The sequence below is a fragment of the Roseobacter insulae genome, assembly GCF_019375555.1.
GTDB lineage: Bacteria > Pseudomonadota > Alphaproteobacteria > Rhodobacterales > Rhodobacteraceae > Roseobacter > Roseobacter insulae.
Map to the genome: position 1 here is coordinate 437432 of NZ_JAHXDN010000001.1, position 24735 is coordinate 462166.

The following is a 24735-nucleotide window of genomic DNA, read 5'->3' on the forward strand; positions in this document are numbered from 1 at the left end:
CGCCCCTTGCAGTACCCAGCTCACACCGCTACCTGACAGTGAACTTGTCGCGGAGCAGACCTGATGTCCCAATCCCCTGAAGCCCTGGCCGCCCGATTGTTGCAAGCGGCCAAAGAGGCGGGTGCAGATGCGGCGGATGCCATGACCCTGCAAGGCACATCTCTGAGCATCGAGGTGCGGGCGGGCACGCTGGAGCAGGCGGAACGGGCGGAAGCCATTGATCTGGGCCTGCGGGTTTTTGTAGGCCAACGCAGCGCCACGGTTTCGGCCTCCGACGCGCGCGATGCCACCTTGCAGGAGATGGCCATGCGTGCGGTTGCCATGGCCCGCGAGGCACCCGAAGACGCCTTTGCCGGCATTGCTGCCGAAGAACAGCTGATCGATACAGCGGATGCCACGCATCTTGAGCTTGCGGACCCGGCCCCGGAACCATCGCCCAGCAGTCTGCAGGAGGATGCCGCGACCGCGGAAGCCGCCGCTCTTGAGAACGAGAACATCACGCAAGTGCAGTCCGCGTCGGCTGGATATTCATCGCGCGATATTCACCTGGCTGCGTCAAATGGTTTCTCAGGCGGATACCGCCGGACCAGCCGCGGTCTTTCCTGTGTCGCAATTGCAGGCACCGGCACCGGGATGGAGCGGGATTACGACGGCGACAGCCGGACGTTTCAGGCCGATTTGCGCAGCGCCGCTGAGATTGGCGCGCGGGCCGCGGAACGCGCTGTCGCACGGCTCGATGCGCGCAAACCGCCCACGGGTACGTTTCCCGTTCTCTTTGACGAACGCATATCCGCCTCGCTGATCGGCCATTTGCTGGTTGCGATCAATGGATCCTCTGTCGCGCGTGGCGCCTCGTGGTTGCGCGACGCTCTGGGGACCGCGGTTCTGCCCGCGACACTGTCACTGGTGGAAGACCCGCATCGCCCGCGGGTCTCCGGCTCACGCCCGTTCGACGCAGAGGGGTTGCCGACGGCCCGCAGGACCATCATCGACGGCGGCGTGCTGACCGGCTGGACCCTAGATCTGGCAACCGGGCGCAAACTTGGTTTTCCATCCACGGGCAACGCCGCCCGGGGGACATCTTCGGCCCCCAGCCCATCCAGCTGGAACGTCACGCTGAGCCAAGGCAGCGCCAGCCGCGATGATCTGATCCGTGACATGGGAACGGGTCTTCTGGTCACCTCGATGATCGGCTCCACGATCAACCCCAATACCGGTGACTATTCCCGTGGCGCGGCAGGCCTCTGGGTTGAAAATGGCGAGATCACACATGCGGTGAACGAATGCACCATCGCGGGCAACCTGCGGGACATGCTGCGCAGCGTCGTACCGGCAAATGATGCCCGCCAGCACCTCAGCCGCGTTGTCCCCTCGCTTCTGGTCCCGGGGATGACCCTTGCAGGCACCTGACCTCGCGCTCATTACCGATGCGATCCGGATGGCAGGCCGGGTGGCAACCAGCTTCACCGGACCGGCGGCGCAGTCATGGGACAAGCCGGGCGGAGCAGGACCCGTGACAGAGGCCGATCTTGCGGTGAATACCATGCTGGAAAGCGTTTTGCGTTCAGCGCGGCCATCCTATGGCTGGCTGTCCGAGGAAACCGAAGACAGCGCTGCCCGGATGAGCTGCGACACCGTTTTCATTATCGACCCGATTGATGGCACCCGCAGCTTTGTCGAAGGCTCCCGCACCTGGGCGCATTCGGTTGCAATTGCCCACCACGGGCAGATCACGGCGGCAGCGGTATACCTGCCGATGCGCGACAAGCTCTACTCAGCGGCCCTGGGCGAGGGCGCGTTTCACAATGGTGAACGTATCGCAGTGTCCCGGGCACCGGAGCTGAACAGCGCGCAGATTCTGGCGACAAAGCCGGCGGTTGCCCCGGATCACTGGCCCGCCGGTCTGCCCGGTTTCACCAGATCGCACCGGCCCTCGCTGGCCTATCGGCTGGGTCTCGTGGCAGAGGCAAAATTCGATGCGATGCTGACCTTCCGGCCCACGTGGGAATGGGATATCGCCGCCGGTGCGCTGATCGTGACCGAAGCGGGCGGTCTGTGCACGGACAAAACCGGGGCACCGCTGCGGTTCAACAATGCGAACCCGACGCTCAACGGGGTTATCGCATCGGGATCGCTCCTGCATGAACAGGTCCTCGCCGCCCTTGGCCCTGTGCCACCTGCCGCGCCTTGACCCCGGCGCGCATATACGCGACTTTCCGCCAGCATTCCCGGAACAAAGGACATCTCCCATGACGCAACGGCTGCATCTCGTTTTCGGTGGCGAGCTTGTCGATCCCACCAAGAACACTTTCAAGAACGTGGACGAGATTCACATCGTCGGAATTTTTCCCGATTATGCGACCGCCTACAATGCGTGGAAGTCAGAAGCTCAGAGAACCGTCGACAACGCCCATATGCGCTATTTCATAGCGCATCTGCACCGCTTGCGTGACGAGGAAGCCGCGGCCTCGCCGACCGAAGAGCTGGAGTGATCTCTCATGGGCCGCTCGTTCGGACTGGCGGCCTACCGTGCGCTGTCCCGCAGGTCGTCCAGTAAAGCATTCGTCCCCGCCGGCACGCGGCCCAAGGGCGATCTGGCGTGGATTCACGCGGCGGAACCGGACAATCTTCTGGCAATCGAAGACCTGGCACAACGCCTGTGCGCGGCGCGCTACGATCTGCACGTTCTGATCACCTTGCCGGACCGCGCCAGCCTTGAGAGGGCGACCAGAACCGGAAGTGACTGCAAACACATTTTCTTCGAAGAGGTCCCCTCCGAGCATCCGGCCGCTGTCGGTGCTTTCCTCGCCCATTGGGCGCCGGATGTCTGCATCTGGACATGGGGCAGGCTGCGCCCAAATCTCGTACATGAGGCCACTGAAGCCGACGTTCCCATCGCACTTATCGACGCGGACACCGGCGGTTTTGACGGGCGTCGCGACCGGTGGCTGCCGGATCTCTCCCGCGATCTTCTGTCCGGTTTCGAGGCGCTCATGGTCCGGACGGGTGCAGCGCTCCAGCGTCTTGAAACGCTGGGTTTGCGGCCAGACCAGATTGAACTGACGCCCCCATTGCAGGCCGGGGGACAGGTTTTGCCCTGCGAAGACGCCGATTTGACGGAGATGACACAGGCCCTGGCCGGGCGCCCTGTCTGGTTCGCCGCACGGGTGCAGCCTGATGAGGAGCGGGCGGTTCTATCGGCACACCGGCATGCATTGCGTTTTTCCCATCGCCTGCTGCTGATCCTGCATCCGGCCCGGACCACCGGGATCGCGAAACTGGCGCAGCACGCCAGCACCGATGGCTTCCGCGTCGGTATTCGAGGCACAGACGGTGACCCGACCGAAGCCATGCAGATTCTTCTGGTCGATGATGACGAAGACCTTGGATTGTTTTATCGGCTTGCACCCGTTTCCTTTCTCGGCAGCTCGCTGACATCCGGGCACGGCGGGTGCAATCCGTTCGAGGCAGCCGCCCTCGGATCGGCTGTTTTATATGGGCCCAACGTGCGCAAGTACCTGCCGTTTTACACACGGCTCGCCAATGCAGGTGCCGCACGCATCGTCAACGACGCGCAGACCCTGGGAACGGCCGTTACCCGGCTCATTGCACCCGATCAGGCGGCTGCGATGGCCCATGCGGGCTGGGACGTGATCAGCCACGGCGCGGCGCTCACCGACCGTGTCATCGACCTTGTGAACACGGCCCTCGACGGTCCGGTGGAGCGCACAGATGCGCACACCTGACTTCTGGTTTTCGCCTGCGGACCAGCCGGCCCTGCTGGCGCGCCTTCTCAGCCCCCTGGGCTGGGTTTACGCATGGGCGACCGCGCGACGGCTGGCACGGGGCGTTCCCCGGAAACTGGACATTCCCGTTGTCTGTGTCGGCAACATCAATGCAGGGGGAACCGGGAAAACGCCGACGGTGATCGCGGTCGTTGAGCATCTAACCGCCCGCCACCACAGGCCGCATGTCGTGACACGCGGGTATGGCGGCCGGCTCAGGGGACCAATCCGCGTCGATCCCGCCCGGCACACGGCAACTGACGTGGGCGATGAACCCTTGCTGCTGGCTGCATTCGCAGAAGTGTGGGTAGCCGAAGACCGCGCGGAAGGCGGCAAAGCCGCTCAGGCTGCAGGCGCGAGCGTGGTGGTGCTGGATGACGGCTTTCAGAACCCCGCCCTGCATCAGGACATCAGTATTGTCGTGGTTGATGCCCAGCGCGGGTTTGGCAACGGACGCTGCCTGCCCGCCGGTCCGTTGCGCGAACCCGTGGCGGTGGGTCTTGAACGCGCGGATGTCCTTCTGTCCATTGGCGATCCCGCCGCGCAACAGCATTTCAGGCCACAGGGTCTGCCCGCCGGGCTGGCGCATATGCGCGGCGAACTGGCACCGCTGCAAACCGGAATGGTATGGGAAAACGAAACCGTTATCGCCTTCGCCGGCATTGGCCATCCCGAGAAATTTTTTGATACGCTGCGCGGGTTGGGCGCCAATCTTGTGCATGCCGAACCGCTCGACGATCACCAACCCCTGACCCCGGCGCTCATGACCCGGTTGGAGACCGACGCGAAAGCACGCGGCGCACAGCTTGTCACGACCGAAAAGGATGCCGTGCGATTGCCCGCGGCGTTCCGCACCCGGGTGATCACCCTGCCCGTGCGCCTGAGCTTCGAGGCGGGCGCAAACCCGCTGGATGATCTGCTCGACAATTTGGCAGCACCGTAGCGGTCAGTCTTGTGGGTTGTTCTCGCCCAGCTTCGGCGCCGGTTTCTGCAAGTCCAGCTCCGCCTCGGAAAAGCTGAACGGCGACCGCACACCCGGCACCCCCTCGGTATCGAGCTGCATGCCCCGCGAACGCACCTGCGGATCTGCCATCACGTCGGCCATATCGTTGATGGGGCCTGCGGGAACGCCCTCCGCCTCACATGCCGCCAGCAGATCCGCTCGGGTGCGCTGGCAGGTTGCGGCAGTCAGCCGAGAGATCATCTCCTCCCGGTTGGCCAGACGGTTGGAATTCTTCAAGAACGCTGGCGCGGTCGCCATCTCGTCAAGACCCAGAAGCCTGCATAACCGCTGGTACTGGCTATCGTTTCCGGTTGCGATGATGACATGACCATCGGCGCAGTCGAAAACCTGATACGGCGCGAGGTTCACATGCGCATTGCCCATACGTTTCGGCGGTACGCCGGTCGTGAGGTAATTCAGTGCCTGATTGGACGTAACCGCGACCGCCACATCCATCAGGGACATGTCGATATGCTGGCCACGGCCCGTCTGATGACGTTGGTGCACAGCCGCCAGAATCGCCGTCGACGCGTAGATGCCGGTCAGAATATCGGTGATCGCGATACCGTATTTCTGCGGTTGCCCCTCGGGTTCACCGGTCAGCGACATAAGCCCCGACATGCCCTGGATGATAAAGTCATACCCCGCCCGCGACGCGTAAGGACCGGTGTGCCCAAATCCGGTAATCGAGCAATAGATCAGACCTGGAAACTCTTTCGACAGGCTCTCATAATCCAGCCCGTATTTCGCCAGCCCGCCGGTTTTGAAGTTCTCGATCAGGATATCTGCGTCGGCCAGCAGGGATTTGACCCGCTGCTGCCCTTCCGCCGTTCTGAAATCCGCGGTCACCGATTTCTTCCCGCGGTTGGCGGAATGGAAATAGGCGGCGGAAACATCCTCGCCCCGGGTCACGAAGGGTGGGCCCCATTGACGGGTGTCGTCCCCGGCCGGGCTTTCGACCTTGGTCACGTCGCACCCGAGGTCGGAGAGCGTCTGGCCAGCCCAGGGACCGGCCAGCACGCGCGCCAGTTCAACGACCTTCAGGCCGGCCAGAGGTGCAGCCATTACTCGGCCGCTGCGTCGATCAGCGCCGCCATTTCAGAATACGCCATGTTCGAGTATTTTTTGCCGTTGATCACAAAGCTGGGCGTGCTGTCGATACCGTCGGCCTCGGCATTTTCCTGGTACCATGCCACGAGGGTGCGGGCATTGTCACCGTCCTGCAGGCAAGCTTCCATCGTGTCGCCATCCAGCCCGGCCAAACGACCGATTTTGCGCAGTTCCTCCACGATGGCGGTCGGTTCACCGGCACGGGCCCAGTCAGACTGGCCGGCATAGATGAGATCCGTCATGCCAAAGAATTTTTCGGGCGTGCCGGCACAACGCGCGATCATCGACGCCCACAGGCCGTAACGGTCGAAATAGACCTCGCGGTAGACAAAGTTGATCTTGCCAGTGTCGATGTAGTCCGTCTTCAACTGCTTGTAGGCTCCGGCGTGGAAGGCCGCGCAATGCGGGCAGGTGTAAGACGCGTATTCGATCACGGTGACGGGCGCGTCGGGATTGCCCAGCGACATCTCAACAACTGTGGAGGTATCGATCTCCGCTGCTTCCTGCGCGTTTGCGGCTCCCAGGGGATCGGCGGGTGTTACCGAAGGGCTTGGCGACGTTACGAAATACGCCCCGATACCAAGCACAGCCACGGCTGCAGAGATCATCATCATACGAGACATCGCAGAATCCTTTTCAACGGTTTGTTTTGTTTAGAATGTTTTCACCCAGCCGCGCCAATGCGTCACGAAGTCCCGCATCATCCACCGGGCTGGCAGTTTCGGCGGCCTTTTTGCGCAACGCCGGGTCAACGGAGGCCGGTTTACCGGCGCGTGGTGCAGCCTCGAAAGCCACCTGGCCCTCGGCAAACCCGGTGGCCGCCGTCTGCGTCACGCGGATGCGTGCAATAGCATTGTAGCCGTAGACCGAGTTGACCTTCGCGCGCATCTGTTCCTTTTGCATATCGAGCATGGGCGCGTTCGATCCGGTGGTCAGCAAGGTCAGCGTGGCCCCCATACCGCCGCGCCCATACCCGACCTCAACCGGGCGCGATATCGCCGCGATCTCTTCGCCGACGATCTCGGCCCATTGCGTCAACAGACGGCTTTGGGCAAATCCCCGGTTCTCCGATGCCGCACGAATCCGACCCGTCAGCAGGCTGGCCGTGCGGGTGAAGCCTTTTGTACTGGCACGTCGGGGCGGCATCGCTATCTTCCTAGAAACACACTTGCGTGAACATAGCGTCTCTGCGCGCCAGCAACCAGACCAAGCAGCCGGATGATCATAAACATTGCGTGACATTTGCCCCGACCCCCTCACCCTGAGCGATAGCTTGCTGGACTGGTACGATACCCACGCGCGGCGCATGCCGTGGCGCGTTCCGCCCCGGGATCGCAAATCGGGTGTCATGCCTGATCCCTATCGCGTCTGGCTGTCCGAAGTCATGTTGCAGCAAACGACAGTGGTGACCGTCAAAGACTACTTCCACCGCTTCACGGAACGCTGGCCGACGGTGGGCGATCTTGCCGCCGCAAAAGACTCCGATGTGATGGGGGAATGGGCGGGGCTTGGATACTATGCCCGGGCGCGCAATCTGTTGAAATGTGCGCGTCAGGTGGTGAGCGATCATGACGGCAGATTTCCCGCAGATCACGCTGCATTGCTGACATTGCCGGGCATCGGACCCTATACTGCGGCCGCCATTTCATCGATCGCCTTTGATCTGCCCCATGCGGTGCTGGACGGGAATGTCGAACGCGTGATGGCGCGGCTGCATGACATTCACACGCCATTTCCCGTTGCCAAGCCAGAGCTGATGGCAAAAGCGGCGGCATTGACGCCGCAATCGCGCCCCGGCGACTATGCGCAGGCCGTTATGGATCTGGGCGCCACCATCTGCACCCCGCGCTCACCGGCCTGCGGCATATGCCCGTGGTCAGCACACTGCCGGTCCCGGAAGCTTGGCACCGCGGATGAGCTTCCCAAGAAGATGCCCAAGAAGACCAAACCCATGCGTCATGGCGTCGTCTACGTCGGGCGGCGGGCAGATGGCGCATGGCTGCTGGAAACGCGGCCCGACAAGGGATTGCTGGGCGGCATGCTGGGCTGGCCCGGCTCCGCATGGGTCGACAAAAGCACCGCCCTGCCAGATGTCCCGACCCCGGCAGCTGCTGCGTGGCGACAGCTGCCGGGGGAAGTGCGGCATACTTTCACGCACTTCCATCTGCACCTTTGCATCTGCGTGGCCGACCTGCCGCTCGACATCACGCCGGATATAGGCGGATTTGTCGCGCGGGACGTTTTCCGCCCCTCGGACCTGCCCACGGTCATGCGCAAGGCCTTCGATCTGGCCCGGACAGCGTTCTGAGCGTCGCGTCACGCTTGGATGATGCGGTAAAGATGGTCTAGATTGGCCCAACTTGATTTGCGGGACACGCGATGTATCAAAACCTGAGAACCATTCCCCTCTCCGAACTGGTCAGACCGTCACGGGCCGCGCCGTTCTGGATGTCCCTCCTGCTGGTTCCGTTTGCATGGATCGGGGCGATTTACGGTGGCTGGACGGTTTTTCTGCTGCCCGTGGTGAGCTGGTATCTCTTCTCCGCCCTCGATGCGGTTTTCGGTCGTGACGGCACAAATGCATATCCCGATGCGCCTGAGGAGGGGCTGTACTGGTACCGCGCCATCACGGTGATCTGGGCGCCCTTGCAGTTCTGCCTGCTGTTCAGCCTGATCTGGTATGTGCCACAGGCCGACCACCTGAACAGCCTGGAACGTATCGTCCTGTTTTTCGGCGTAGGCGTGATCACCGGCACTGTCGGGATCAATTACAGCCATGAGCTCATGCATCAGAAAAACAGGATGGAACGCTGGATGGCCGACCTGCTGCTGGCAATGGTCCACTATTCTCATTTCCGGTCCGAGCATTTGCTGGTGCACCACCGTTACGTGGGCACTCCGCGCGATGCGGTAACTGCACGCTACAACGAAGGTTTCCACCGGTTTTATCCCCGCGTTCTGAAGCAATCGCTGCAATCGGCATTTGCCGCGGAAAAACAGATGCTGGCCCGGCGCAACCTCCCGTGGCACGACTTCAGCAATCCGTTTTTCAAATACTGGGGGTTGCAGCTGCTGATGCTGATTCTTGCGTTTTCTCTGGGCGGGTGGTCCGGCTTGGGCCTTTTCCTCGTGCAGGCGGGAACGGCAGTCTGGCAACTGGAACTGGTCAACTACATTGAACATTATGGCCTGACGCGCAAACACCTCGGCGGCGGGAAATATGAACACGTCAAACCCCAGCATTCGTGGAACGCCGACCACCGCGTGTCGAACTGGTTGCTGATCAACCTGCAACGGCACTCTGACCACCATTACAAGCCGGACCGGCGCTACCCGGTGCTGCAGACCTACGCGGATGCCGAAGCTCCGCAGCTGCCCTATGGATACCCGGTCATGACAATGGTCGCGATGGTGCCGCCGTTGTGGCGCCGCGTGATGAATCCGCGTGTGCGCCGATGGCGGGAAATGTACTATCCGGAAATCACGGACTGGAACGCCTATACCAAGGCGACAAATCCGTCACCAGCCTGATGGCGGATACACTATCTTAAGGCTTGTGTGCGACACCATCCGCTTAGGTGGATCGACGTGAGAGCCAAAAATGCAGCAACTGAATGAAGCGATACGCCAAAGTGCGCCAACACGGACATGCCTGATTGTCGAGGATAGCAGCTTTGATCAGGAACGGATCAAACGCATTCTGGACAAGAGCTTCAAAGGGGTTTTTGTCGCCGTTGCGGCAACCATCGAGGACGCCCGGCAGCATATGTCGCGGTATCAGACCAGTTTCATTCTGCTGGACAATAATCTGCCTGATGGAACAGGCGCGAATTTCGCAATTGAACTCGCGCAAAACCCGGATTTCGCCAGAATTCCCATTGTGATCGTAAGCGATTGGCCAACCCCCTTCATGTTCGACAAGGCACAGTCTGCCGGGGTCATCCATGTGGTCAGCAAATCCGATTTCGGGGCACGTTACATCCACGCGGCGATGAACCACAGGGTTCAGCCGAAGCGGATGAACTGAACACCCGTCACGCGACCGACACAGCGACGTCAAGAGCCTTCCGGCCATCCACAAAAAAACCCCGCCACATGGGCGGGGTCAGGTGAGTGCCCACGAAGGCAGCCTCGTTCAGAAGGCCACAGGCACCGGCGGTGTTCAGTGAAGTCTTAGTTGGCCATCTCTGATCTGATCTGTTGGCGCAGAACGTCGATCGGGACTTTTTTACCTTCCCTCTTGTAGGTCCAGTACGTCCAGCCATTGCAGCTTGGTGCGCCTTCAAGATGTGCTCCGACCTGATGGATCGATCCTTTGACATCGTTGCCGATCAACGTGCCATCAGCGCGTACTTTGGCAATTTGACCCCGTGGCGAATATAATTCTTCGCCGGGGCGCAACATACCGCGTTCCACAAGCTGGCCGAAGGGCACACGGGGTTCGGCGCGTTTCGATGTCGAGACCTGAAGCGCTTCGCGATCAAATTTGCGCACTTTCGAGATACGTTTTTCCGCAACCTGTCGGTAGGCCACCTCCCGTTCGATCCCAATGAAGTCACGCCCCAGCATTTTGGCCACAGCGCCCGTTGTTCCGGTGCCAAAGAACGGATCGAGGATCACATATCCCGGGTTGGTCGACCCCACCAGCACACGATGCAACAGGCTCTCTGGTTTCTGTGTGGGATGGGCCTTTTCACCCTTGTCGTCCTTCAGGCGTTCATGGCCCGTGCAGATCGGCAGCACCCAGTCCGACCGCATCTGAATGCCTTCGTTCAGCGCCTTGAGGGCCTCGTAGTTAAAGGTGTATTTGCTGGCCTCATCCCGCCCGGCCCAGATCATCGTTTCATGCGCATTGGTAAAACGCTTGCCCCGAAAATTCGGCATCGGGTTCGACTTGCGCCAGACCACGTCATTCAGAATCCAGTAACCCTGATCCTGCAATGCCGCGCCAACACGAAAGATGTTGTGGTAGCTGCCGATCACCCAGATGGCGCCATTCGGCTTCAACAGCCGGCGCGCTGCCTTCAACCACGCGCGGGTGAAGTCATCATAGGCCTTGAAGCTGGAGAATTGATCCCACTCGTCATCAACGGCATCGACACGGCTGTTGTCCGGTCTGTGCAAGTCCCCTTTGAGCTGCAAATTATAAGGCGGGTCCGCGAAAATCAGGTCGATCGACGCTTCCGGCAGGCTGTTCATCATCTCGATGCAGTCGCCGTCAAGTATCGTGTTCAAAGGAAGCGCTGTGGCGCCTTTGGTTTTGGTCATCATGTTCTGCCTCTGTCCCGGTGCTTGTGCACTCGTTGGTTGAGACAAACATGAGTCAAAGGCGATTCGCGGTCAAATTCTTTTTTGAATCAAGGCTTTATGTTTTTATCTTGATACAACATATTGTGGACTGGCCTGAAGGTACGTCTATGGTGTGGGGTCGGACCAAGATTTCGAAGCGCGGATATGTGGCTTTTTGATCCATATCCCATGTTTGTCTCCCACCCATAACCCGGATGCTGTTGCGCTAAATCCACCATGATCCGGTCACGACATATTTTCGCCACAATTGAGGCCGCAGAAATCGACAGGCAGCGGGTGTCGCCCTTCACCACGGGCCGGGCAGAAATGTTCATTCCGCGCGGGATCATCGACCCGTCGATCAACACGTGGTCGGGGGCGACCTGCAAACCGGCCACGGCGCGCTGCATGGCGAGGTGGCTGGCTCGCAAGATGTTGTGCTGCTCAATCTCGGCAACACTGGCGTGACCGATGGCAACATCTGCGCAATCCATCAATGCATCGGCGAGAAGGGCCCGCTTTTTCGCGCTGAGCTGTTTTGAATCGTTCAGTCCGTCGGGAATGCACCGGGGGTTCAAGACCACTGCCGCCGCGGTGACAGGCCCCGCAAGGGGGCCCCGTCCAACCTCGTCGACACCGGCAACGCGCAGCTTGCCGGCGGCATAGGCGGCTCTTTCCATGTCGAAGTCAGGTCCCATAGCCTTGCATCCAATGATCTGCGGCGCGGCGCAAGCCCAAATGGAAAAACGCGCACCCGCTTGGGGTGCGCGTCACACTGGTTAAAGAAAAAGAAGGGAGCGCCCGAACGCCCCCTCCAGGTCAAAGCCGGTTTTTGGGGGACCCATCCGGCTTTGCATCGACACGTCCTTAACGGCGTGCCAATTGGTATCCGTTCTGGCGCAGGCAATAGGCGTCATATCCTGTCCGGCGATATGCATAGCCCGGAACCTTCACGCGCAGTTTGCAGGCCTTCGGCAGCTTTTCGACATGCTTGTACCGGTCTTCCAGACAGCTCCGCCCGAAATATCTGACACGCCCATCGCGCGTATCAGAGCTGCGCAGACACTCCCCGGGCAGCAATCGGCGATTTGCCCGGTGCGGCAAGGGGCGCGGTTTGAGGTCATAGGAACGGTTGTGGTTCTGATAAACGGGTGCCCGGTGCGTGTTTCGCGTGACCGCTTGCTGTTCCTTTTTGCGCTCATTCCGGTCGTGGATAACTTTGCCCACAATCGCGATTCCGGCGATAGCGGCCAGGGCACGCAGCAGGTCTTCGTCAGCGCGGGCGGGCGCACTGCCAATCGCGGTAACCGCCAAGGCGGCAGCGACAATGGTGGCAATAAATTTACGGTGCATCGGGATACCCTTTCAGAACTTTGACTTCGCCCTCCGAAGCGTCGGGGCTTGTGTCACTCAATCTGGGACTGCCCCAGTCTGACAGGCAATATCGTCGGGCTGTTATTCGATAACACGACGGCTAAGCGCCCTTTGTTATTGAATATCTCGGTGTTCACGCGCAGGATTGACGTCATGAGACACATGACACGTATCGTCTGCCTGGTCAGCTTTCTGGCATTGCCCCAGACGGGTTCGGCCGCCGATTGCTATGCCGATTACAAGGCCAAGCAAGATAACCCCTTGCGGTTACACTACGGTGTGGCGCAAATTTCCGAGTGTTCGAAGAAAACCGCGAGGGCAGAGCTGTCTGCGCGTCTGGCCGCGCAGGGGTGGACGTTGCTGAACATCGTTTCGGTGTTTGACGAAAGCGGGTTGGCGAAGAGGAAACAGAGTGCAGGACCCAACTACCTCCGCTTCTGAGATGCGTCGCTCCGGTGGCCGGATCGTCATTTTTGGAATAGTTGCTATCGTGTTCATCCTGCTGGTCGCGGCGGGCATGCTGTTCTGGGCGCTGCCGGACGGCAATGCCTTCAACGCGCGCGTCGAACAGCTGTTTATCGAGAACAACGACCTTACGGCCCAGGCGGAAATCAAGCTGCTGGAAATCCTGGCGCAGTCCGGCACGGCATTTTCAGACACGTTGATGAGCTACCGGCTGGTGATCTTCGTGCTGCTGGTCTTTGCCACTGCGATGCTGATTGCGGCGCTTGTGTTTCTGGTCATGCTGGTTGGATTTAACCGGCGCGTGGCGCAGATCGAACGCGCGGGCATTCAGGTCAATTCGCTGCTGATCAGTCGGGAAGAAAACACGGTCTATCTCAACAACCTCGGCTTCAAACTTACCGACGCAGCGATGGAGACGATGTCAGTTCTCGCAGAGGCCCGCATGGATGACGATGTGCTGTCGGGGTCCGAGATCGAGGGCATGATCTCGGGGCGGTCCGCGGTGGATTGCGAAGAAGCCGCCGGTGCCACGCGCATCAAGCGCTTGCGGGATACGCTGGGCAATCAGATCGTTTCGGAGCTGCTGGTCAAGAACATTGCCCGCCGCGGCTACATGCTGGCCATCGACAAGGACGTGATCAAGGTGATCTGAACGCGGGGTTCCGCAAAGCTTGCGCTATCGGGTCGGTTGGTTAGGTTGTCAGAATGCGACGCCTGAAAACATATACTCTGGCTATCCTGCTGACGGTGGCTGCCTGTCACGCGACAGCCCAAGAGCAGGACTATCGTGTCAACGCCGATGAAATCGATCCGGTGTCCTGCCTGCGCGCGGTATCGGCCTTGTCGAGCGCCTACCGGTATTCCCTGCAGACCGAATGCGTCAGTATCGCACTCAAGAAGTGTTCAGACGGATCGGAACCAGCGCTTTGTGCGGCGGAGGTTGTTCGGATGGTCGAGGGTTTTGTCGTTCAGTCCAGACCGATGCTGCCTGCCGTCATCGGTGCCTCGGAGTTCAAGGAGCGGGCCTATCGGCGCAGGCTGCAAAACCTTGATGCAAGGCTAGCAAAACCACAGGCCTGTGCGGATGCCGGCACTGCGTTCGACGAACAGGCCTGTAAAATCAGGTATTTGTCACTGATGACCTGGGATTTGCTGACGGCGGCGCGCATGGCCTACATCAGTTTGCGGTAGGCCATTTGCGGCTCTGGTCATTTCTTTCCATCTGAGCCTAGGTTGTGCGCAACAGTTTTCATGAGGATATCAACCATGCCCGCCCCGATCAATTCGTTCAAAAAAGCCCTCGCCGACGGGAAAACCCTGTTCGGCTGCTGGATGGGCCTGTCGGACCGGTATCCGGCTGAAGTCATGGGCAACGCCGGGTTTGACTGGCTGGTGATCGACGCAGAGCATTCGCCCAATGATCTGCGCACGATCCGCGACCAGCTGATGATACTCGATCACTCCGACAGCCACCCGGTCGTGCGCGTACCCATTGGCGAGACATGGATCATCAAGCAGGTTCTCGACGCCGGAGCCCAGACAATTCTTGTCCCGATGGTCGAAAGCGCCGATCAGGCGCGCCAGCTGGTGCGGGCCGTGCGGTATCCTCCGACCGGTGATCGCGGGGTCGGTTATTCGCTCGCCCGGGCATCGCAATTCGGCACCACCGAGAACTACGGCCCCACCGCCGACGCCCAGATATGTCTGCTGGTGCAGGTGGAAAATCGCAAAGGTCTGGCCGCATTGGACGAGATTCTCGAGATCGAGGGGATTGACGGTGTCTTTGTCGGTCCTGCGGATCTTGCCGCCGATCTGGGGCATCTGGAGGATATGTTCCATCCGGATGTGCAGAAAACCATCATGGATACGCTGGCGAAAATCTCGGCGGCCGGTAAACCCGCGGGAATCCTGACGACGAATGAAACCATGATCAACGACAGCCTGAAAGCAGGCGCGCGATTCGTTGCCGTTGCCCTGGACATCGACATGTTGTTGCAAACTGCCAGGAAAACGGCTGCCAAATGGAAGAACAACACGGTGTGAGGCCCTTCCCCCCACGACCTTAGGGGTATAAGAGGCGCGCACCATCACTTGAACATTGGAGTAAACAGATGGGTTACCGCGTCGTTGTTGCGGGTGCCACAGGTAATGTGGGCCGCGAAATGCTGAACATTCTTTCTGAACGCCACTTCCCCGTGGACGAGCTTGCCGTTCTCGCAAGCCGGAAGTCCTTGGGTACGGAAGTCAGCTTTGGCGAGAAGACGCTGAAGACAACGGACCTTGACACGTTTGATTTCACGGGTTGGGATATCGCGCTTTTTGCCGTGGGCTCAGAGGCGACCAAGCAATACGCACCCAAGGCCGCGAAAGCGGGCTGCATCGTCATTGATAACTCGTCGCTCTATCGCTACGACCCCGATGTGCCTCTGATTGTGCCGGAAGTGAACGCGGATGCGATCACCGGCTATTCCAAAAAGAACATCATCGCCAACCCCAATTGCTCGACCGCGCAGATGGTCGTGGCTCTCAAGCCGCTGCATGATCGCGCAACCATCAAACGCGTGGTTGTTTCGACCTACCAGTCGGTGTCGGGTGCGGGCAAAGAAGGCATTGATGAACTTTGGGATCAGACGAAGTCGATCTACAACCCGGTCGATGACAAGCCGGCCAGAAAGTTCACCAAGCAGATCGCTTTCAACGTCATTCCGCATATCGATGCTTTCATGGATTCAGGCGAGACCAAGGAAGAGTGGAAAATGGTCGCGGAGACCAAGAAGATCGTCGACCCGTCGATCAAGGTTACGGCAACCTGCGTCCGCGTACCCGTGTTCGTGGGCCATTCGGAGGCTGTGAACATCGAGTTCGAAGATCATCTGGACGAAGACGAAGCCCGCGAGATTCTGCGCGAAGCACCGGGCGTGATGGTGATCGACAAGCGCGAAGACGGCGGCTATGTCACGCCGGTTGAATGCGTTGGCGATTTCGCCACCTTTATCAGCCGTATCCGTCAGGACAGCACGATCGACAATGGTCTGAACCTCTGGTGCGTATCTGACAACCTGCGCAAGGGTGCTGCGTTGAACGCGGTCCAGATTGCGGAGTTGCTGGGCAACCGGGTCTTGCAAAAAGGGTAATCAGCCCACCCTGAACGAAACAAATAAGCCCGGAGGCATCGGAACCTCCGGGCTTTCTTGTCTTCGGCGTCAAGCAGGCTTGGTGCCGTATTCGGCTGCCGGAACCCTTGGGACCTGCCGACATGCGGGTTCCTGCTGACCAGCTACGCGCGCAGCAACGTCATTATGTCTGACATGACCTGAAGAAACGGTTGCTCCTGACCGCTTTTGTAGACTTCCAGCTCACTGTTGTTTTTGACAAATTCCTCTTGGCTCATCTCACCCTCCGCAACAGACAGCAGGGCGTGGTAGCGGGTTCGGAAAACAAGGTCCGGATTCTCCGCCCGCCCATATTCAACCGAGGCGCCACCATTCTCGACTTTCAGGATCATTTCCTCTCCGTCTACAATCAGCGCGGCGCGCAGGTCAACGTTGTCGGGTGCCACTCGGTGTGCAGCAGCACCCATGGTAAAGGCGACGGTGCGCAGGTTGCCCGGCTCAACGATATCGCCCTCCGCCGGAAACCTGCCGCCGAACATTGCCAGCTCAAAAAGGATGTCACGGGTCTTTCTGCCCAGGACGGTAAGGCTGTAGAGCGATGCGCCATGCGCGCCATCGGCTTTTTCCACCAGCCCGTCTGCAACCAGTTTGACCAGTCTTTCCGTCAGCAGGTTTGCCGCAATCCCGGTCAGCCCGCGCTGCAGGTCGGTGAAACGCGCCGGGCCGGCATGCAAATCGCGCAGGATAAGCAGTGTCCACCGATCCCCAATTCGGTCGAGTCCGCGTGCAACCGGACAGAGCAATTTATACGAACGCGGTTTCGCCATCTTCACCTCACGGATTTGTTACTTTATTTTTTAAAGTATCAGCTTTAGTTCTCTAATCAGAGATGAACCGGAGGCACTTTCATGTCAACAACCCCCAAGATTCTGGTGACCAGCGCAGCGGGCAAAACAGGTTTTCAGGTGGCGCTTCAACTCCGCGAGAAGGATGTGCCTGTCCGCGCTTTCGTGCGCCGGCAGGACGCCCGCGCCGACAGGCTCGCGGCTGCCGGTGCCGAGGTCTTCATCGGCAATCAATATGCGCTCACAGACCTGCGCCGGGCCATGAACGGCGTGCAGCGCGCGTACCAATGTGCGCCGACGGCACCCAACGGTCTTCATTTCAACGCAACCTTCTCCGCCGCGGCCTACGAAGCGCGTCTGGAGCATGTAGTCAGCCTCGGACAATGGCTCTCCAGCGTCGATCACCCATCGCTTTTCACCCGCGAAGTGTACATCAGTGACATTCTGATCGGTATGCGCGCGGAAATGTCTGTCACCATCGTCAACCCGGGCTGGTTCGCCGATAACTATCTGATGGGAATTGACATGGCGGCGCATCTGGGACTGCTTGCGATGCCGCTTGGCGATGGAACGGTCAAAAAAAACGCACCGCCGTCCAATGAAGATATTGCGCGCGTCGCCGTTGCTGCTTTGATGGACCCGGCAGCCCACGCGGGGCGCACATACAGACCAACAGGCCCCGTGCTTATGTCGCCAAATGAGATCGCCTCGGCGATGGGGCGGGCGCTGGGACGCAAGGTCACATATCGCGACATTTCTGATCGCATGATGCTCAAGGCGCTCAGGGCAGTGCCGCCGTCGAATTACTCCGAGGCCGCCGTCTCGCAGCTGGCCATCTATGCCGAGGAGTATCGGCGGGGCGCCTTCGCCGTGAACGCGCCGACAGAGGCTGTCGCCACGATCGGAGGGCAGGCACCGGAACTCTTTGAGGCGATCGTGCGCAGAACTGTCGCTGCGCGCCCGGACCTTGCGCGCAGTGGCCTGCGGTCACTGACCGCCCTTGGGGTTTTCGCCAAGATGCTTGTGACGCGCCCGCCTGATCTGGAACGCATGGCCGCCGACAGGGACTTCGTGCAACTGAAAACACCACGTCTGTGCCAGGACGACCCATCATGGCGCAAATCACACTCCCCCGACCCCGAAAACACACCCAGAGAGGCTGCATGACATGACCGCGATCATGATTTCCACAATTTCCGTCACTGATCCCAAGGGATTTCAGGATTACATGGCCAGAACACAGGCGGTGGCGCGCCCCTACGGTGCACAAATGATGTTTCGCGGCCAGAGAAGCGAAACCCTGTCCGGCAACGCATCAAACGGTGACATGGTGGTTGTGGTCTCCTTTCCCGATCTGGAAGCTCTGCAAAGGTGGCATGCATCACCCGAGTATCGGGAGATCATCGCGCTGCGGGACGCGAGCTCGGATCAAGTGATGACGGCTTACGGACCGATGTCTTAAAGGCACACATCCGGGATAGCAGATGAAGCGCCGCTCATTCTCTCGGCGTTCCGGGTATTTAGTATGATGAGCTGAAGCCCGGTTTCAGCGTCGGAGGCTGGCGCGGTATTCGGTTGGCGACATCTGCATGCAATCACGGAAAGCCGCGTTGAAACCGGACAGCGATCCATACCCCACCCGCAGGGCAATCTGGGTCACGGGCGCATCGGACATGGCAAGCGCCTCAACCGCGTTCATGATGCGGATGCGCCGCAATACCTCGCGCCACGTCATACCCATTTCGCTGGCAAATCGCCGGGCCAGCGCGCGCGACGACTGGTGAGTCAGCCGCGCGATCTCGTCGAACGTCGGGCTGTCATGCGCCCGATCTTCCGTCAGTTGAACGGCGGCTTTCAGCGCAGGTGACACCGGCATGGGTAAAACGCATTTGCTGGGGTGCGCGGACAGGTGCACCACCACCTCCGCCAAGGTGCCGAAGATGCGCGTTGCAAATGGTGACAGCGGTCCGCTGTCAGGGCCCCATTCCCGGCACGCCTTCACCAGCTCCCTTGCCAGCGGCGTCATATCGAAAACACTGAGTATTTGGTCAGGCGGCCCCATGAAAGCCGGTGAGAAAAGCACCGATGCGGAGGTCAGTCGCGACAAGACGGTTATCGTGACCGGGTGGTTCGCGCAGATCAGGGCTGCGCGCGCGGGCGGCAGCGTCCAGCGTTTTCCATCCGCTTCAAGCCGCAGCGTTCCTTCCAGCGCATAGAGCAGATAATGGCGATCCGTCTGGAATTCAGACGGGCCCGCCGGGTCGAAACTTCGGTGAAAGCAGTAAGCCTCTGGCTGCATGGTGTCAGTTTAGGTCCTCGATAGGCGCAGCGTCAAATCGCCGCCCAAGCGCAGGATCAGGACGTGGTGGAGAGACCCAACAACGCGTCACACCCCGAACCGCGTCCCGGTCCCGCATCAGGATCCGAAGGGTCGGATCCCTGCGGTCTTCTGACCCCGGCAAGGCGACATGCGCGACGAGCATTTCCGGTCCTTTCACGGCTCAGGTTTTTCGAAGACGTAGCCTTGGCTGGTCCGACTTGGCGGACCTGCGTCGAAATCGTGAACCGCAACGCCGCGCAACCCCGCATGGCGCGCAATGTCGCAAACCGCTTCTGGCTGAAACCAGCGATGGCGGAACCGCAGCCAGATCAGCCAGTTGCACCAATGCGGCTTTGAAACGACCAGATAGAGACGGCCACCGGGGCGCAGCTTACGTGCCAATAAACCCATTGCGAGGTGCGCCTCATCCAGGTGTTCAAAAACATGCGCGGCTAGAATTGCGTTGTAAGATATATCGTCCGCCAGATCCTCTAAGCTGCACTGCAGGACGGTCGGGAAGAGGCCCCGCCGCTCAAAATGTCGCCGCGCCTGTCTCAGCATCGCCGCAGACGGATCGAGCAAGGTCAGATCAGCGCTGCCACCGGCTTCGATCCACGAATCGGCGAAGATGCCGGTGCCGGTGCCAACATCAAGGACAGGGCCGCAGGCGCACGTGTTGGCCTTGAAGAATGCCCGGTAGGCACTGGCGTAGCCAAGCCGCAAGACGGTTCTGGTCCATGTCGGGGCAGCGCCCTCGTATTTGGCGATCACAGTCATGCCGGCAGTTTACGGCCCGCAAGACGCGTGCGCTTGCGTCAGTGTGCCAAAGATGGCCGTCCAGCTGCCAAAATCCGGGCTCAGATCAGGCGGTACCCGCGCTCGTCTTACCTGTCTCGCATCATGGCGGCGCTGAAAGAGACAGGCTGCGGGGAGTGCACGTCGTGACAGGTGAAGCACGGACCCCGTTTTACGGAACAGTTGCAGCGGAGCGACGGAGCAGATTGTATGACGACCACCGGTCCCTATTCGGAACGCGGGTCTTTCGGCTTTCCGGGACCGAACCTGCGCAGAAAGGTAACGTAGGAGAACCCCAGGTCAGCGGTGTTGCAAAGCTTGTGCCCACTCGTCTCTGTGTGCAGGGACAACCCGCCCCAGGCGATCTTCAGGTAGTATCCGTGCCGCCGCAGGCGCGTGTCGAGATCGTCCCAGTCCTCAGCTTCCGCCATGTCGCGAAAAAGTAGCTTCTGCAAAGCAAATATTAACCGCTCATCAACGACTTCGGCCTTTTTCCTGGCGCCTTTACGCGTTGCCAGATGCGATACCAGAAGGTCTTCCACGATCTTTGCAACGGTGCCCTCCTGCTCCGTGGCCAGATCATGTACTGCAAGAATCAGATCGGCCGGGAGTTGGACCGTGACGGTACGCTTGTTCATACCGCAGAGCATTCCTTAATTATCGTTTAGAAAAGGTTAAAATCGCTCCGCCCGCAGCACTTCGCAATCGACGATACTGACAACGCCGATATGGCGGTCGACAACCGCGAAGGCGGCTTCCAGCAGCGCATCCAGCCGCTCCGGCCTGATGATACATATGACCTGCACCATTCCGCTGGCGCGCCCGATTTCTCCGGCCCGTACCCAGGCTCCGGAGCGTCCTGAACCGCCGCGCACCGGAAGGACGCTGAAACCGGTGACACCCGCTTTTGTCAGCGCTTCGGTCAGACGCGACTGCATGATAGCCTCGATGGTGATTTCGACACGTTTGGCTTTGTGAGTTTTCATGTTGTCAGGCTCCGGTCAACGCGCTGGCCACCGCCACATACAGCGGGATGCCAAGCGTGAGATTGAAAGGGAATGTCACGCCAAGCGACAGCGTCAGGTAAATGGACGGGTCCGCTTCGGGCAGCGCAACCCTCATCGCTGCAGGCACCGCAATATAAGACGCCGAGGCCGACAATACCATCATCAAGGCCACACCACCCATCGACAGGCCAAGCATCAAGCCCGCCGCCAGACCAAACGCGCTGCCGATCAAGGGCATCAGCACGCCAAAGGCCAGAACTCCCGGACGCAGGACGCCGCCGCCGCGACGCAGTCCCCGACCTGCAACAAGCCCCATGTCCAGCAGGAACAGACACAAGACCCCCTTGAAGGGCGCCACGATGAAGCTGGAGATTTCCGTCAGCCCTTCTTCACCCGTGACCCATCCAATCAGGAATGATCCGACCAGCAGGACAATCGACCCGTTGAGCAAAATCTCGCGCCACAGGTCGCTGTCCATACGACGACCGTCGCCGCCGCGGGAAATCAGCCACAGAGCTGAGAGAATGGCGGGTGCTTCCATCGCGGCCGCGACGGCCACCATATATCCCTCCGACGTGATGCCGCTGCTTTCCAGAACCGAAGTCGCCGCGACAAAGGTGACGATCGAGATCGAGCCGTAATGTGCGGCCACGGCCGCTGCATCCAGCCGGCTCAGGCCGGTCATTACCTTCAAAAGAGCGAAGGCAATCAGCGGCAGGGCGGCAGACAGGATAATGCCTGCGATCAGCGAGAGGCCCAGTTTCGCATCAAGGCCGTGCGATGACACGCTGACACCGCCTTTGAACCCGATTGCGAAAAGCAGATAGATCGAGAGCGCCTTGGCCGCGGCTTCGGGAACACTCAGGTCAGATCGCGCCAGAGCAGCGGCCACGCCCAGCGCAAATGATAAAATTATCGGCGACAGAAGGTTATTCGTTGCCAGTGTAAGGATCTGTTCCATGCGTCACTCCCCGATCATTGGACGCAAAATAAAACGCTCGTTCAATTAATCAAGGTCATACAGGCAGAAACAGTTGTTTTTCGGTGTTGAAATACTCCAACCCACCCTCGCCGATGTCCGTCCAGAGACCGTGCAGGGTCAGCAAACCCTCGTCCACGCTCAATTGAATGAAGGGGAATGTCATCAGATTTTCCAGGCTTGCCAGAACCGCGTGTTTTTCGAGTTGCTGCGCTTGCACACCAGGATCTTTTTCGGATGACACAAGGTCATACTTGGGCTTCAGAATATCCATCCACCTGCCGACAAAGCTATGTTTTTGCTCCAGTTCCGGCGCATGACCCTTGCACATGTCGATGCATCCCTGCACGCCGCCGCAACTGGAATGACCCAGAACAATCAGATGCGCCACCTTCAGGACCGTAACCGCGTATTCAACGGCGGCAGAGGTGCCGTGATGATCGCCATCAGGCTCGTAAGGTGGCACAAGATTCGCAATGTTGCGGTGGATGAAGAATTCACCCTGATCCGCCCCGAAAATCGAGGTGACATGTACCCGGCTGTCACAGCAGGAGATGACCATTGCCCGCGGATGCTGCCCATCACTGGCCAGTCGTCGATACCATGCTTTGTTCTCTGCATATCCGGTGGCTTTCCAGCCCTGATAGCGTTGCACCAGATAGCCCGGAAGCGGTTTTGCCTGATCCATAGATGTCCCGATCGTTCTTGTGGTTGAGAGCAACTATCCCGAATTCACATCGAATTCGAGAGAAATCGGCACGTGGTCTCAACACTTTGGATAGGATTTCGGTCGATAAACGTCGCGTGCCGTGGGGGCGAAAAAGGGTGAGATTAATGGATCAGGTCCTGAAAATCAGGCTGAAAGAAACCGTGCACGTCGACCAGGATCGCCTGGGCGCGCTATATTCCGAGCTCGGCGAAGCCGCCGCAGAAGACGTCGTTTGCAGAGCGATGGAAGAACTTGCGCTGCGCCTGTCCCATTGCAGCAGGCTTCACTCAGCCTGCAATCATGACGAATTGCGTAAATGCGCACGGTCGCTGATCGCCATCGCGGAACAAATCGGCATGCATGTTCTGAGCCGCGTTGCAGCAGACGTCATCGACGCCATCGATGCTCTGGACGGGCCAGCGGTTGCCGCAACCCTCGCGCGGCTGATCCGGATCGGAGAACAATCCCTGACCGCGATCTGGGACCTGCAGGACATCACGATCTGACCGGTTGCACCGTTCACCAAAGGAGCTAGTCTGGTGGTACGCCGTTCCCACTGAAAGGCACCGCTCATGATATTGCTGTGCAACCAACACCCTCGCGCCAGATCCATACGAAAGCCACCGGCAGGCCCGCACATCGAAGTGTGGCCGCAATGACCGACCAGCGCAGCTTTCCGGACCCTGTGTTGGCCACACGGTCCGATCCGATGCAGATCACTGCGCCGGTTGTAGACCTGTGCCGCAGCCCGGCGGGGCCACGTGACCGCCAGCTGATCTACGGCGAGGACGTCACCGTGCTTCACGAAGCTGAAGGCTGGTCGCTGGTCCGCGCAAAAAAGGACGGATATTGCGGATGTGTTCCCGTTGATACCTTGGGACAATGCTGTTCCGCCACGCATCAGGTCACCGCGCGCACGACGCACTGCTATGATGCCGCTGACCTCAAGTCGGTCGATCAGATGTGCTTGACCTTCGGCAGCCAGCTTGTAGCGGTGTCGGAAACAGCGACGTTTATCGAAACGGCTGACGGCTACGTGCCGCGTCAGCATGTGCACCGCATTTCCGACCGGGCCGAAGACCCGATTGAAATTGCAAAGCTGTTTCTGGGCACGCCCTACCTTTGGGGTGGGAACAGCGGCTGGGGCATCGACTGCTCCGGTCTCGTCCAGGCCGCGCTGCTGGCATGCCACATTCCTTGCCCCGGGGACAGCGATCAACAGGAACAGGCGTTGGGAACAGCCCTGCCAGTCGACAGCGGATATGAACCGGGTGATCTTCTGTTTTGGAAAGGCCATGTTGCTCTGGTGTGCGATACCACGCACATCATCCACGCCAATGCCGGCCATATGGCTGTCGCCCGCGAAGGAATCGATGACGCGATCGCCCGCATAAGGGCTCAGGGCGACGGACCCGTCACAGCGCATAAACGCCTGCAGGCATGACCGCGGCGTTGCGGGCAGCGTGCCAGACGCGATTGCCGGAGGCGATCGCCAGTATCGTGTGGCCCGGAAGGGCCGCGATTATCTCAGGTCACTCCACGGCACGGATCAGCTTGCGTTCCAGAACTCTCAGGACCGTTTTCAGATCATGGCCGCGCCGCAGGATCTGACCATCCAGGCCCACCACCGAGTACATGCCCTGTTTTTCCCGCATCTTCGGCCGTTTCTCGATACGGTACAGCGGGTTTTCCGCCGTCCGTCTGAACACCGAGAACACGGCGACGTCGCGCAGGCATGAAATGCCATAGTCCCGCCACTCTCCCGCGGCGACGAAACGGCCATAAAGCGATAATATGATCGATAGTTCCTTGCGATGGAACGCGATTTGATCCGGCGGGAACGGGGTTAGGTTGCTGGACGGTGGCACCTGAAAGTTCATACCGTAGACTTGCGCTCTTCTGACCTCAAATCAAGTCCCCAGGTTGGGATATACAGAGGCT

At 59.8% G+C, this 24735-nt stretch carries 31 protein-coding genes; 17 read left to right on the forward strand and 14 right to left on the reverse strand.

Going from position 1 to position 24735, the window contains the following annotated elements; all coding sequences use genetic code 11:
- The first annotated feature begins 63 nt into the window (after window positions 1-63).
- Genes KX928_RS02150 through lpxK form a run of 5 tightly spaced genes read left to right on the forward strand, consistent with a single transcriptional unit; the run spans window position 64 to window position 4728 of the window.
- Window positions 64-1410: a TldD/PmbA family protein gene (locus tag KX928_RS02150; protein ID WP_219498321.1), complete on the forward strand. Its 1347-nt coding sequence runs from the start codon at window positions 64-66 to the stop codon at window positions 1408-1410.
- On the forward strand, window positions 1397-2191 hold the full coding sequence (locus KX928_RS02155; RefSeq protein ID WP_219498323.1) for an inositol monophosphatase family protein: 795 nt from the start codon (window positions 1397-1399) through the stop codon (window positions 2189-2191). The genes KX928_RS02150 and KX928_RS02155 overlap by 14 nt, the downstream gene beginning before the upstream one ends.
- Before the next feature lie 58 nt (window positions 2192-2249).
- Window positions 2250-2492 (forward strand): DUF4170 domain-containing protein, encoded by a 243-nt coding sequence (locus tag KX928_RS02160; protein ID WP_219498325.1) that lies wholly within the window; start codon window positions 2250-2252, stop codon window positions 2490-2492.
- Window positions 2493-2498: 6 nt separating this feature from the next.
- Window positions 2499-3746, forward strand: coding sequence for a 3-deoxy-D-manno-octulosonic acid transferase (locus KX928_RS02165; RefSeq protein ID WP_219498326.1), 1248 nt, complete (start codon window positions 2499-2501; stop codon window positions 3744-3746).
- Window positions 3733-4728, forward strand: coding sequence for a tetraacyldisaccharide 4'-kinase (gene lpxK, locus KX928_RS02170; protein ID WP_219498328.1), 996 nt, complete (start codon window positions 3733-3735; stop codon window positions 4726-4728). The genes KX928_RS02165 and lpxK overlap by 14 nt, the downstream gene beginning before the upstream one ends.
- Window positions 4729-4731: 3 nt before the next feature.
- Here lpxK and KX928_RS02175 read toward each other — a convergent pair whose 3' ends face one another.
- Genes KX928_RS02175 through KX928_RS02185 form a run of 3 tightly spaced genes read right to left on the reverse strand, consistent with a single transcriptional unit; the run spans window position 4732 to window position 7044 of the window.
- Window positions 4732-5853 carry a CaiB/BaiF CoA transferase family protein gene (locus tag KX928_RS02175; protein WP_219498330.1) on the reverse strand — a complete coding sequence of 374 codons (1122 nt, stop codon included), beginning with the start codon at window positions 5851-5853 and terminating at the stop codon, window positions 4732-4734.
- Window positions 5853-6521 (reverse strand): DsbA family protein, encoded by a 669-nt coding sequence (locus KX928_RS02180; protein WP_219498332.1) that lies wholly within the window; start codon window positions 6519-6521, stop codon window positions 5853-5855. The genes KX928_RS02175 and KX928_RS02180 overlap by 1 nt, the downstream gene beginning before the upstream one ends.
- A 13-nt stretch (window positions 6522-6534) precedes the next feature.
- A complete protein-coding gene (locus KX928_RS02185; protein ID WP_219498334.1) occupies window positions 6535-7044 on the reverse strand; it encodes a DUF721 domain-containing protein in 510 nt (169 codons plus the stop codon).
- An 85-nt stretch (window positions 7045-7129) separates the two neighbouring features.
- Between KX928_RS02185 and mutY the strand changes: the two genes are divergently transcribed.
- The 3 genes from mutY to KX928_RS02200 all read left to right on the forward strand — a co-directional run bounded on the left by mutY (window position 7130) and on the right by KX928_RS02200 (window position 9925).
- Window positions 7130-8206, forward strand: a complete 1077-nt coding sequence (gene mutY / locus KX928_RS02190) for an A/G-specific adenine glycosylase (RefSeq protein WP_219498337.1) — start codon at window positions 7130-7132, stop codon at window positions 8204-8206.
- Window positions 8207-8277: 71 nt separating this feature from the next.
- Window positions 8278-9429 (forward strand): alkane 1-monooxygenase, encoded by a 1152-nt coding sequence (locus KX928_RS02195; protein ID WP_219498339.1) that lies wholly within the window; start codon window positions 8278-8280, stop codon window positions 9427-9429.
- 70 nt (window positions 9430-9499) lie between these two features.
- Window positions 9500-9925 carry a response regulator gene (locus KX928_RS02200; RefSeq protein ID WP_219498341.1) on the forward strand — a complete coding sequence of 142 codons (426 nt, stop codon included), beginning with the start codon at window positions 9500-9502 and terminating at the stop codon, window positions 9923-9925.
- Window positions 9926-10071: 146 nt separating this feature from the next.
- Here the strand turns inward: KX928_RS02200 and KX928_RS02205 are convergent, their stop codons facing one another.
- The 3 genes from KX928_RS02205 to KX928_RS02215 form a co-directional block, all read right to left on the reverse strand.
- A complete protein-coding gene (locus tag KX928_RS02205; RefSeq protein ID WP_219498343.1) occupies window positions 10072-11169 on the reverse strand; it encodes a site-specific DNA-methyltransferase in 1098 nt (365 codons plus the stop codon).
- Between the two features lie 86 nt (window positions 11170-11255).
- On the reverse strand, window positions 11256-11885 hold the full coding sequence (rnhB, locus tag KX928_RS02210; RefSeq protein WP_219498345.1) for a ribonuclease HII: 630 nt from the start codon (window positions 11883-11885) through the stop codon (window positions 11256-11258).
- Between the two features lie 169 nt (window positions 11886-12054).
- Window positions 12055-12540, reverse strand: a complete 486-nt coding sequence (locus KX928_RS02215) for a hypothetical protein (protein WP_219498347.1) — start codon at window positions 12538-12540, stop codon at window positions 12055-12057.
- Window positions 12541-12714: 174 nt separating this feature from the next.
- Here KX928_RS02215 and KX928_RS02220 point away from each other — a divergent pair, with 174 nt between their 5' ends.
- The 5 genes from KX928_RS02220 to KX928_RS02240 all read left to right on the forward strand — a co-directional run bounded on the left by KX928_RS02220 (window position 12715) and on the right by KX928_RS02240 (window position 16160).
- Entirely contained in the window at window positions 12715-13002 is a 288-nt protein-coding gene (locus KX928_RS02220; RefSeq protein ID WP_219498349.1) for a hypothetical protein, read from the forward strand.
- Window positions 12974-13678: a winged helix-turn-helix domain-containing protein gene (locus KX928_RS02225; protein ID WP_219498351.1), complete on the forward strand. Its 705-nt coding sequence runs from the start codon at window positions 12974-12976 to the stop codon at window positions 13676-13678. The genes KX928_RS02220 and KX928_RS02225 overlap by 29 nt, the downstream gene beginning before the upstream one ends.
- 53 nt (window positions 13679-13731) lie before the next feature.
- Window positions 13732-14217, forward strand: a complete 486-nt coding sequence (locus KX928_RS02230) for a hypothetical protein (RefSeq protein WP_219498353.1) — start codon at window positions 13732-13734, stop codon at window positions 14215-14217.
- Window positions 14218-14292: 75 nt separating this feature from the next.
- Window positions 14293-15069 (forward strand): HpcH/HpaI aldolase family protein, encoded by a 777-nt coding sequence (locus tag KX928_RS02235; protein ID WP_219498355.1) that lies wholly within the window; start codon window positions 14293-14295, stop codon window positions 15067-15069.
- A gap of 68 nt (window positions 15070-15137) precedes the next feature.
- Window positions 15138-16160: an aspartate-semialdehyde dehydrogenase gene (locus tag KX928_RS02240; RefSeq protein ID WP_219498358.1), complete on the forward strand. Its 1023-nt coding sequence runs from the start codon at window positions 15138-15140 to the stop codon at window positions 16158-16160.
- Between the two features lie 143 nt (window positions 16161-16303).
- Here KX928_RS02240 and KX928_RS02245 read toward each other — a convergent pair whose 3' ends face one another.
- On the reverse strand, window positions 16304-16966 hold the full coding sequence (locus KX928_RS02245; RefSeq protein WP_219498360.1) for a winged helix-turn-helix transcriptional regulator: 663 nt from the start codon (window positions 16964-16966) through the stop codon (window positions 16304-16306).
- 81 nt (window positions 16967-17047) lie between these two features.
- Here KX928_RS02245 and KX928_RS02250 point away from each other — a divergent pair, with 81 nt between their 5' ends.
- Window positions 17048-18151, forward strand: a complete 1104-nt coding sequence (locus KX928_RS02250; protein ID WP_219498362.1) for an NmrA family NAD(P)-binding protein — start codon at window positions 17048-17050, stop codon at window positions 18149-18151.
- 1 nt (window position 18152) lies between these two features.
- Window positions 18153-18446, forward strand: coding sequence for a DUF1330 domain-containing protein (locus KX928_RS02255; protein ID WP_219498364.1), 294 nt, complete (start codon window positions 18153-18155; stop codon window positions 18444-18446).
- 84 nt (window positions 18447-18530) lie between these two features.
- Here the strand turns inward: KX928_RS02255 and KX928_RS02260 are convergent, their stop codons facing one another.
- The 6 genes from KX928_RS02260 to KX928_RS02285 form a co-directional block, all read right to left on the reverse strand.
- A complete protein-coding gene (locus KX928_RS02260; RefSeq protein ID WP_219498366.1) occupies window positions 18531-19283 on the reverse strand; it encodes an AraC family transcriptional regulator in 753 nt (250 codons plus the stop codon).
- A gap of 195 nt (window positions 19284-19478) precedes the next feature.
- Complete coding sequence (locus KX928_RS02265; protein WP_219498368.1) at window positions 19479-20081, reverse strand: class I SAM-dependent methyltransferase; 603 nt, start codon at window positions 20079-20081, stop codon at window positions 19479-19481.
- A gap of 245 nt (window positions 20082-20326) precedes the next feature.
- Window positions 20327-20737: a hypothetical protein gene (locus tag KX928_RS02270; protein ID WP_219498371.1), complete on the reverse strand. Its 411-nt coding sequence runs from the start codon at window positions 20735-20737 to the stop codon at window positions 20327-20329.
- A 36-nt stretch (window positions 20738-20773) separates the two neighbouring features.
- Complete coding sequence (locus KX928_RS02275) at window positions 20774-21085, reverse strand: P-II family nitrogen regulator (protein WP_219498373.1); 312 nt, start codon at window positions 21083-21085, stop codon at window positions 20774-20776.
- Between the two features lie 4 nt (window positions 21086-21089).
- Window positions 21090-22067, reverse strand: a complete 978-nt coding sequence (locus tag KX928_RS02280; protein WP_219498375.1) for a sodium-dependent bicarbonate transport family permease — start codon at window positions 22065-22067, stop codon at window positions 21090-21092.
- Window positions 22068-22122: 55 nt separating this feature from the next.
- The gene (locus tag KX928_RS02285; protein WP_219498377.1) at window positions 22123-22773 is read right to left on the reverse strand and encodes a carbonic anhydrase; all 651 of its coding nucleotides are present in this window, start codon (window positions 22771-22773) and stop codon (window positions 22123-22125) included.
- A 146-nt stretch (window positions 22774-22919) separates the two neighbouring features.
- Between KX928_RS02285 and KX928_RS02290 the strand changes: the two genes are divergently transcribed.
- Complete coding sequence (locus KX928_RS02290; protein ID WP_219498379.1) at window positions 22920-23300, forward strand: hypothetical protein; 381 nt, start codon at window positions 22920-22922, stop codon at window positions 23298-23300.
- Window positions 23301-23449: 149 nt separating this feature from the next.
- Window positions 23450-24238 (forward strand): C40 family peptidase, encoded by a 789-nt coding sequence (locus tag KX928_RS02295; RefSeq protein WP_219498381.1) that lies wholly within the window; start codon window positions 23450-23452, stop codon window positions 24236-24238.
- An 88-nt stretch (window positions 24239-24326) separates the two neighbouring features.
- On the opposite strand, the gene KX928_RS02300 is transcribed toward KX928_RS02295, so the two are convergent.
- Window positions 24327-24674 carry a DUF2794 domain-containing protein gene (locus tag KX928_RS02300; RefSeq protein ID WP_219498383.1) on the reverse strand — a complete coding sequence of 116 codons (348 nt, stop codon included), beginning with the start codon at window positions 24672-24674 and terminating at the stop codon, window positions 24327-24329.
- Between the last annotated feature and the right edge of the window lie 61 nt (window positions 24675-24735).

Bases quoted from the DNA above. Each gene is read 5' to 3' on its own strand.
- KX928_RS02150 (WP_219498321.1), top strand. From the start codon at position 64: ATGTCCCAATCCCCTGAAGCCCTGGCCGCCCGATTGTTGCAAGCGGCC.
- KX928_RS02160 (WP_219498325.1), top strand. From the start codon at position 2,250: ATGACGCAACGGCTGCATCTCGTTTTCGGTGGCGAGCTTGTCGATCCC.
- KX928_RS02165 (WP_219498326.1), top strand. From the start codon at position 2,499: ATGGGCCGCTCGTTCGGACTGGCGGCCTACCGTGCGCTGTCCCGCAGG.
- lpxK (WP_219498328.1), top strand. From the start codon at position 3,733: ATGCGCACACCTGACTTCTGGTTTTCGCCTGCGGACCAGCCGGCCCTG.
- KX928_RS02175 (WP_219498330.1), bottom strand. From the start codon at position 5,853: ATGGCTGCACCTCTGGCCGGCCTGAAGGTCGTTGAACTGGCGCGCGTG.
- KX928_RS02180 (WP_219498332.1), bottom strand. From the start codon at position 6,521: ATGTCTCGTATGATGATGATCTCTGCAGCCGTGGCTGTGCTTGGTATC.
- KX928_RS02185 (WP_219498334.1), bottom strand. From the start codon at position 7,044: ATGCCGCCCCGACGTGCCAGTACAAAAGGCTTCACCCGCACGGCCAGC.
- KX928_RS02195 (WP_219498339.1), top strand. From the start codon at position 8,278: ATGTATCAAAACCTGAGAACCATTCCCCTCTCCGAACTGGTCAGACCG.
- KX928_RS02200 (WP_219498341.1), top strand. From the start codon at position 9,500: ATGCAGCAACTGAATGAAGCGATACGCCAAAGTGCGCCAACACGGACA.
- KX928_RS02205 (WP_219498343.1), bottom strand. From the start codon at position 11,169: ATGATGACCAAAACCAAAGGCGCCACAGCGCTTCCTTTGAACACGATA.
- rnhB (WP_219498345.1), bottom strand. From the start codon at position 11,885: ATGGGACCTGACTTCGACATGGAAAGAGCCGCCTATGCCGCCGGCAAG.
- KX928_RS02215 (WP_219498347.1), bottom strand. From the start codon at position 12,540: ATGCACCGTAAATTTATTGCCACCATTGTCGCTGCCGCCTTGGCGGTT.
- KX928_RS02220 (WP_219498349.1), top strand. From the start codon at position 12,715: ATGAGACACATGACACGTATCGTCTGCCTGGTCAGCTTTCTGGCATTG.
- KX928_RS02230 (WP_219498353.1), top strand. From the start codon at position 13,732: ATGCGACGCCTGAAAACATATACTCTGGCTATCCTGCTGACGGTGGCT.
- KX928_RS02235 (WP_219498355.1), top strand. From the start codon at position 14,293: ATGCCCGCCCCGATCAATTCGTTCAAAAAAGCCCTCGCCGACGGGAAA.
- KX928_RS02240 (WP_219498358.1), top strand. From the start codon at position 15,138: ATGGGTTACCGCGTCGTTGTTGCGGGTGCCACAGGTAATGTGGGCCGC.
- KX928_RS02245 (WP_219498360.1), bottom strand. From the start codon at position 16,966: ATGGCGAAACCGCGTTCGTATAAATTGCTCTGTCCGGTTGCACGCGGA.
- KX928_RS02250 (WP_219498362.1), top strand. From the start codon at position 17,048: ATGTCAACAACCCCCAAGATTCTGGTGACCAGCGCAGCGGGCAAAACA.
- KX928_RS02255 (WP_219498364.1), top strand. From the start codon at position 18,153: ATGACCGCGATCATGATTTCCACAATTTCCGTCACTGATCCCAAGGGA.
- KX928_RS02260 (WP_219498366.1), bottom strand. From the start codon at position 19,283: ATGCAGCCAGAGGCTTACTGCTTTCACCGAAGTTTCGACCCGGCGGGC.
- KX928_RS02265 (WP_219498368.1), bottom strand. From the start codon at position 20,081: ATGACTGTGATCGCCAAATACGAGGGCGCTGCCCCGACATGGACCAGA.
- KX928_RS02270 (WP_219498371.1), bottom strand. From the start codon at position 20,737: ATGAACAAGCGTACCGTCACGGTCCAACTCCCGGCCGATCTGATTCTT.
- KX928_RS02275 (WP_219498373.1), bottom strand. From the start codon at position 21,085: ATGAAAACTCACAAAGCCAAACGTGTCGAAATCACCATCGAGGCTATC.
- KX928_RS02280 (WP_219498375.1), bottom strand. From the start codon at position 22,067: ATGGAACAGATCCTTACACTGGCAACGAATAACCTTCTGTCGCCGATA.
- KX928_RS02285 (WP_219498377.1), bottom strand. From the start codon at position 22,773: ATGGATCAGGCAAAACCGCTTCCGGGCTATCTGGTGCAACGCTATCAG.
- KX928_RS02290 (WP_219498379.1), top strand. From the start codon at position 22,920: ATGGATCAGGTCCTGAAAATCAGGCTGAAAGAAACCGTGCACGTCGAC.
- KX928_RS02295 (WP_219498381.1), top strand. From the start codon at position 23,450: ATGACCGACCAGCGCAGCTTTCCGGACCCTGTGTTGGCCACACGGTCC.
- KX928_RS02300 (WP_219498383.1), bottom strand. From the start codon at position 24,674: ATGAACTTTCAGGTGCCACCGTCCAGCAACCTAACCCCGTTCCCGCCG.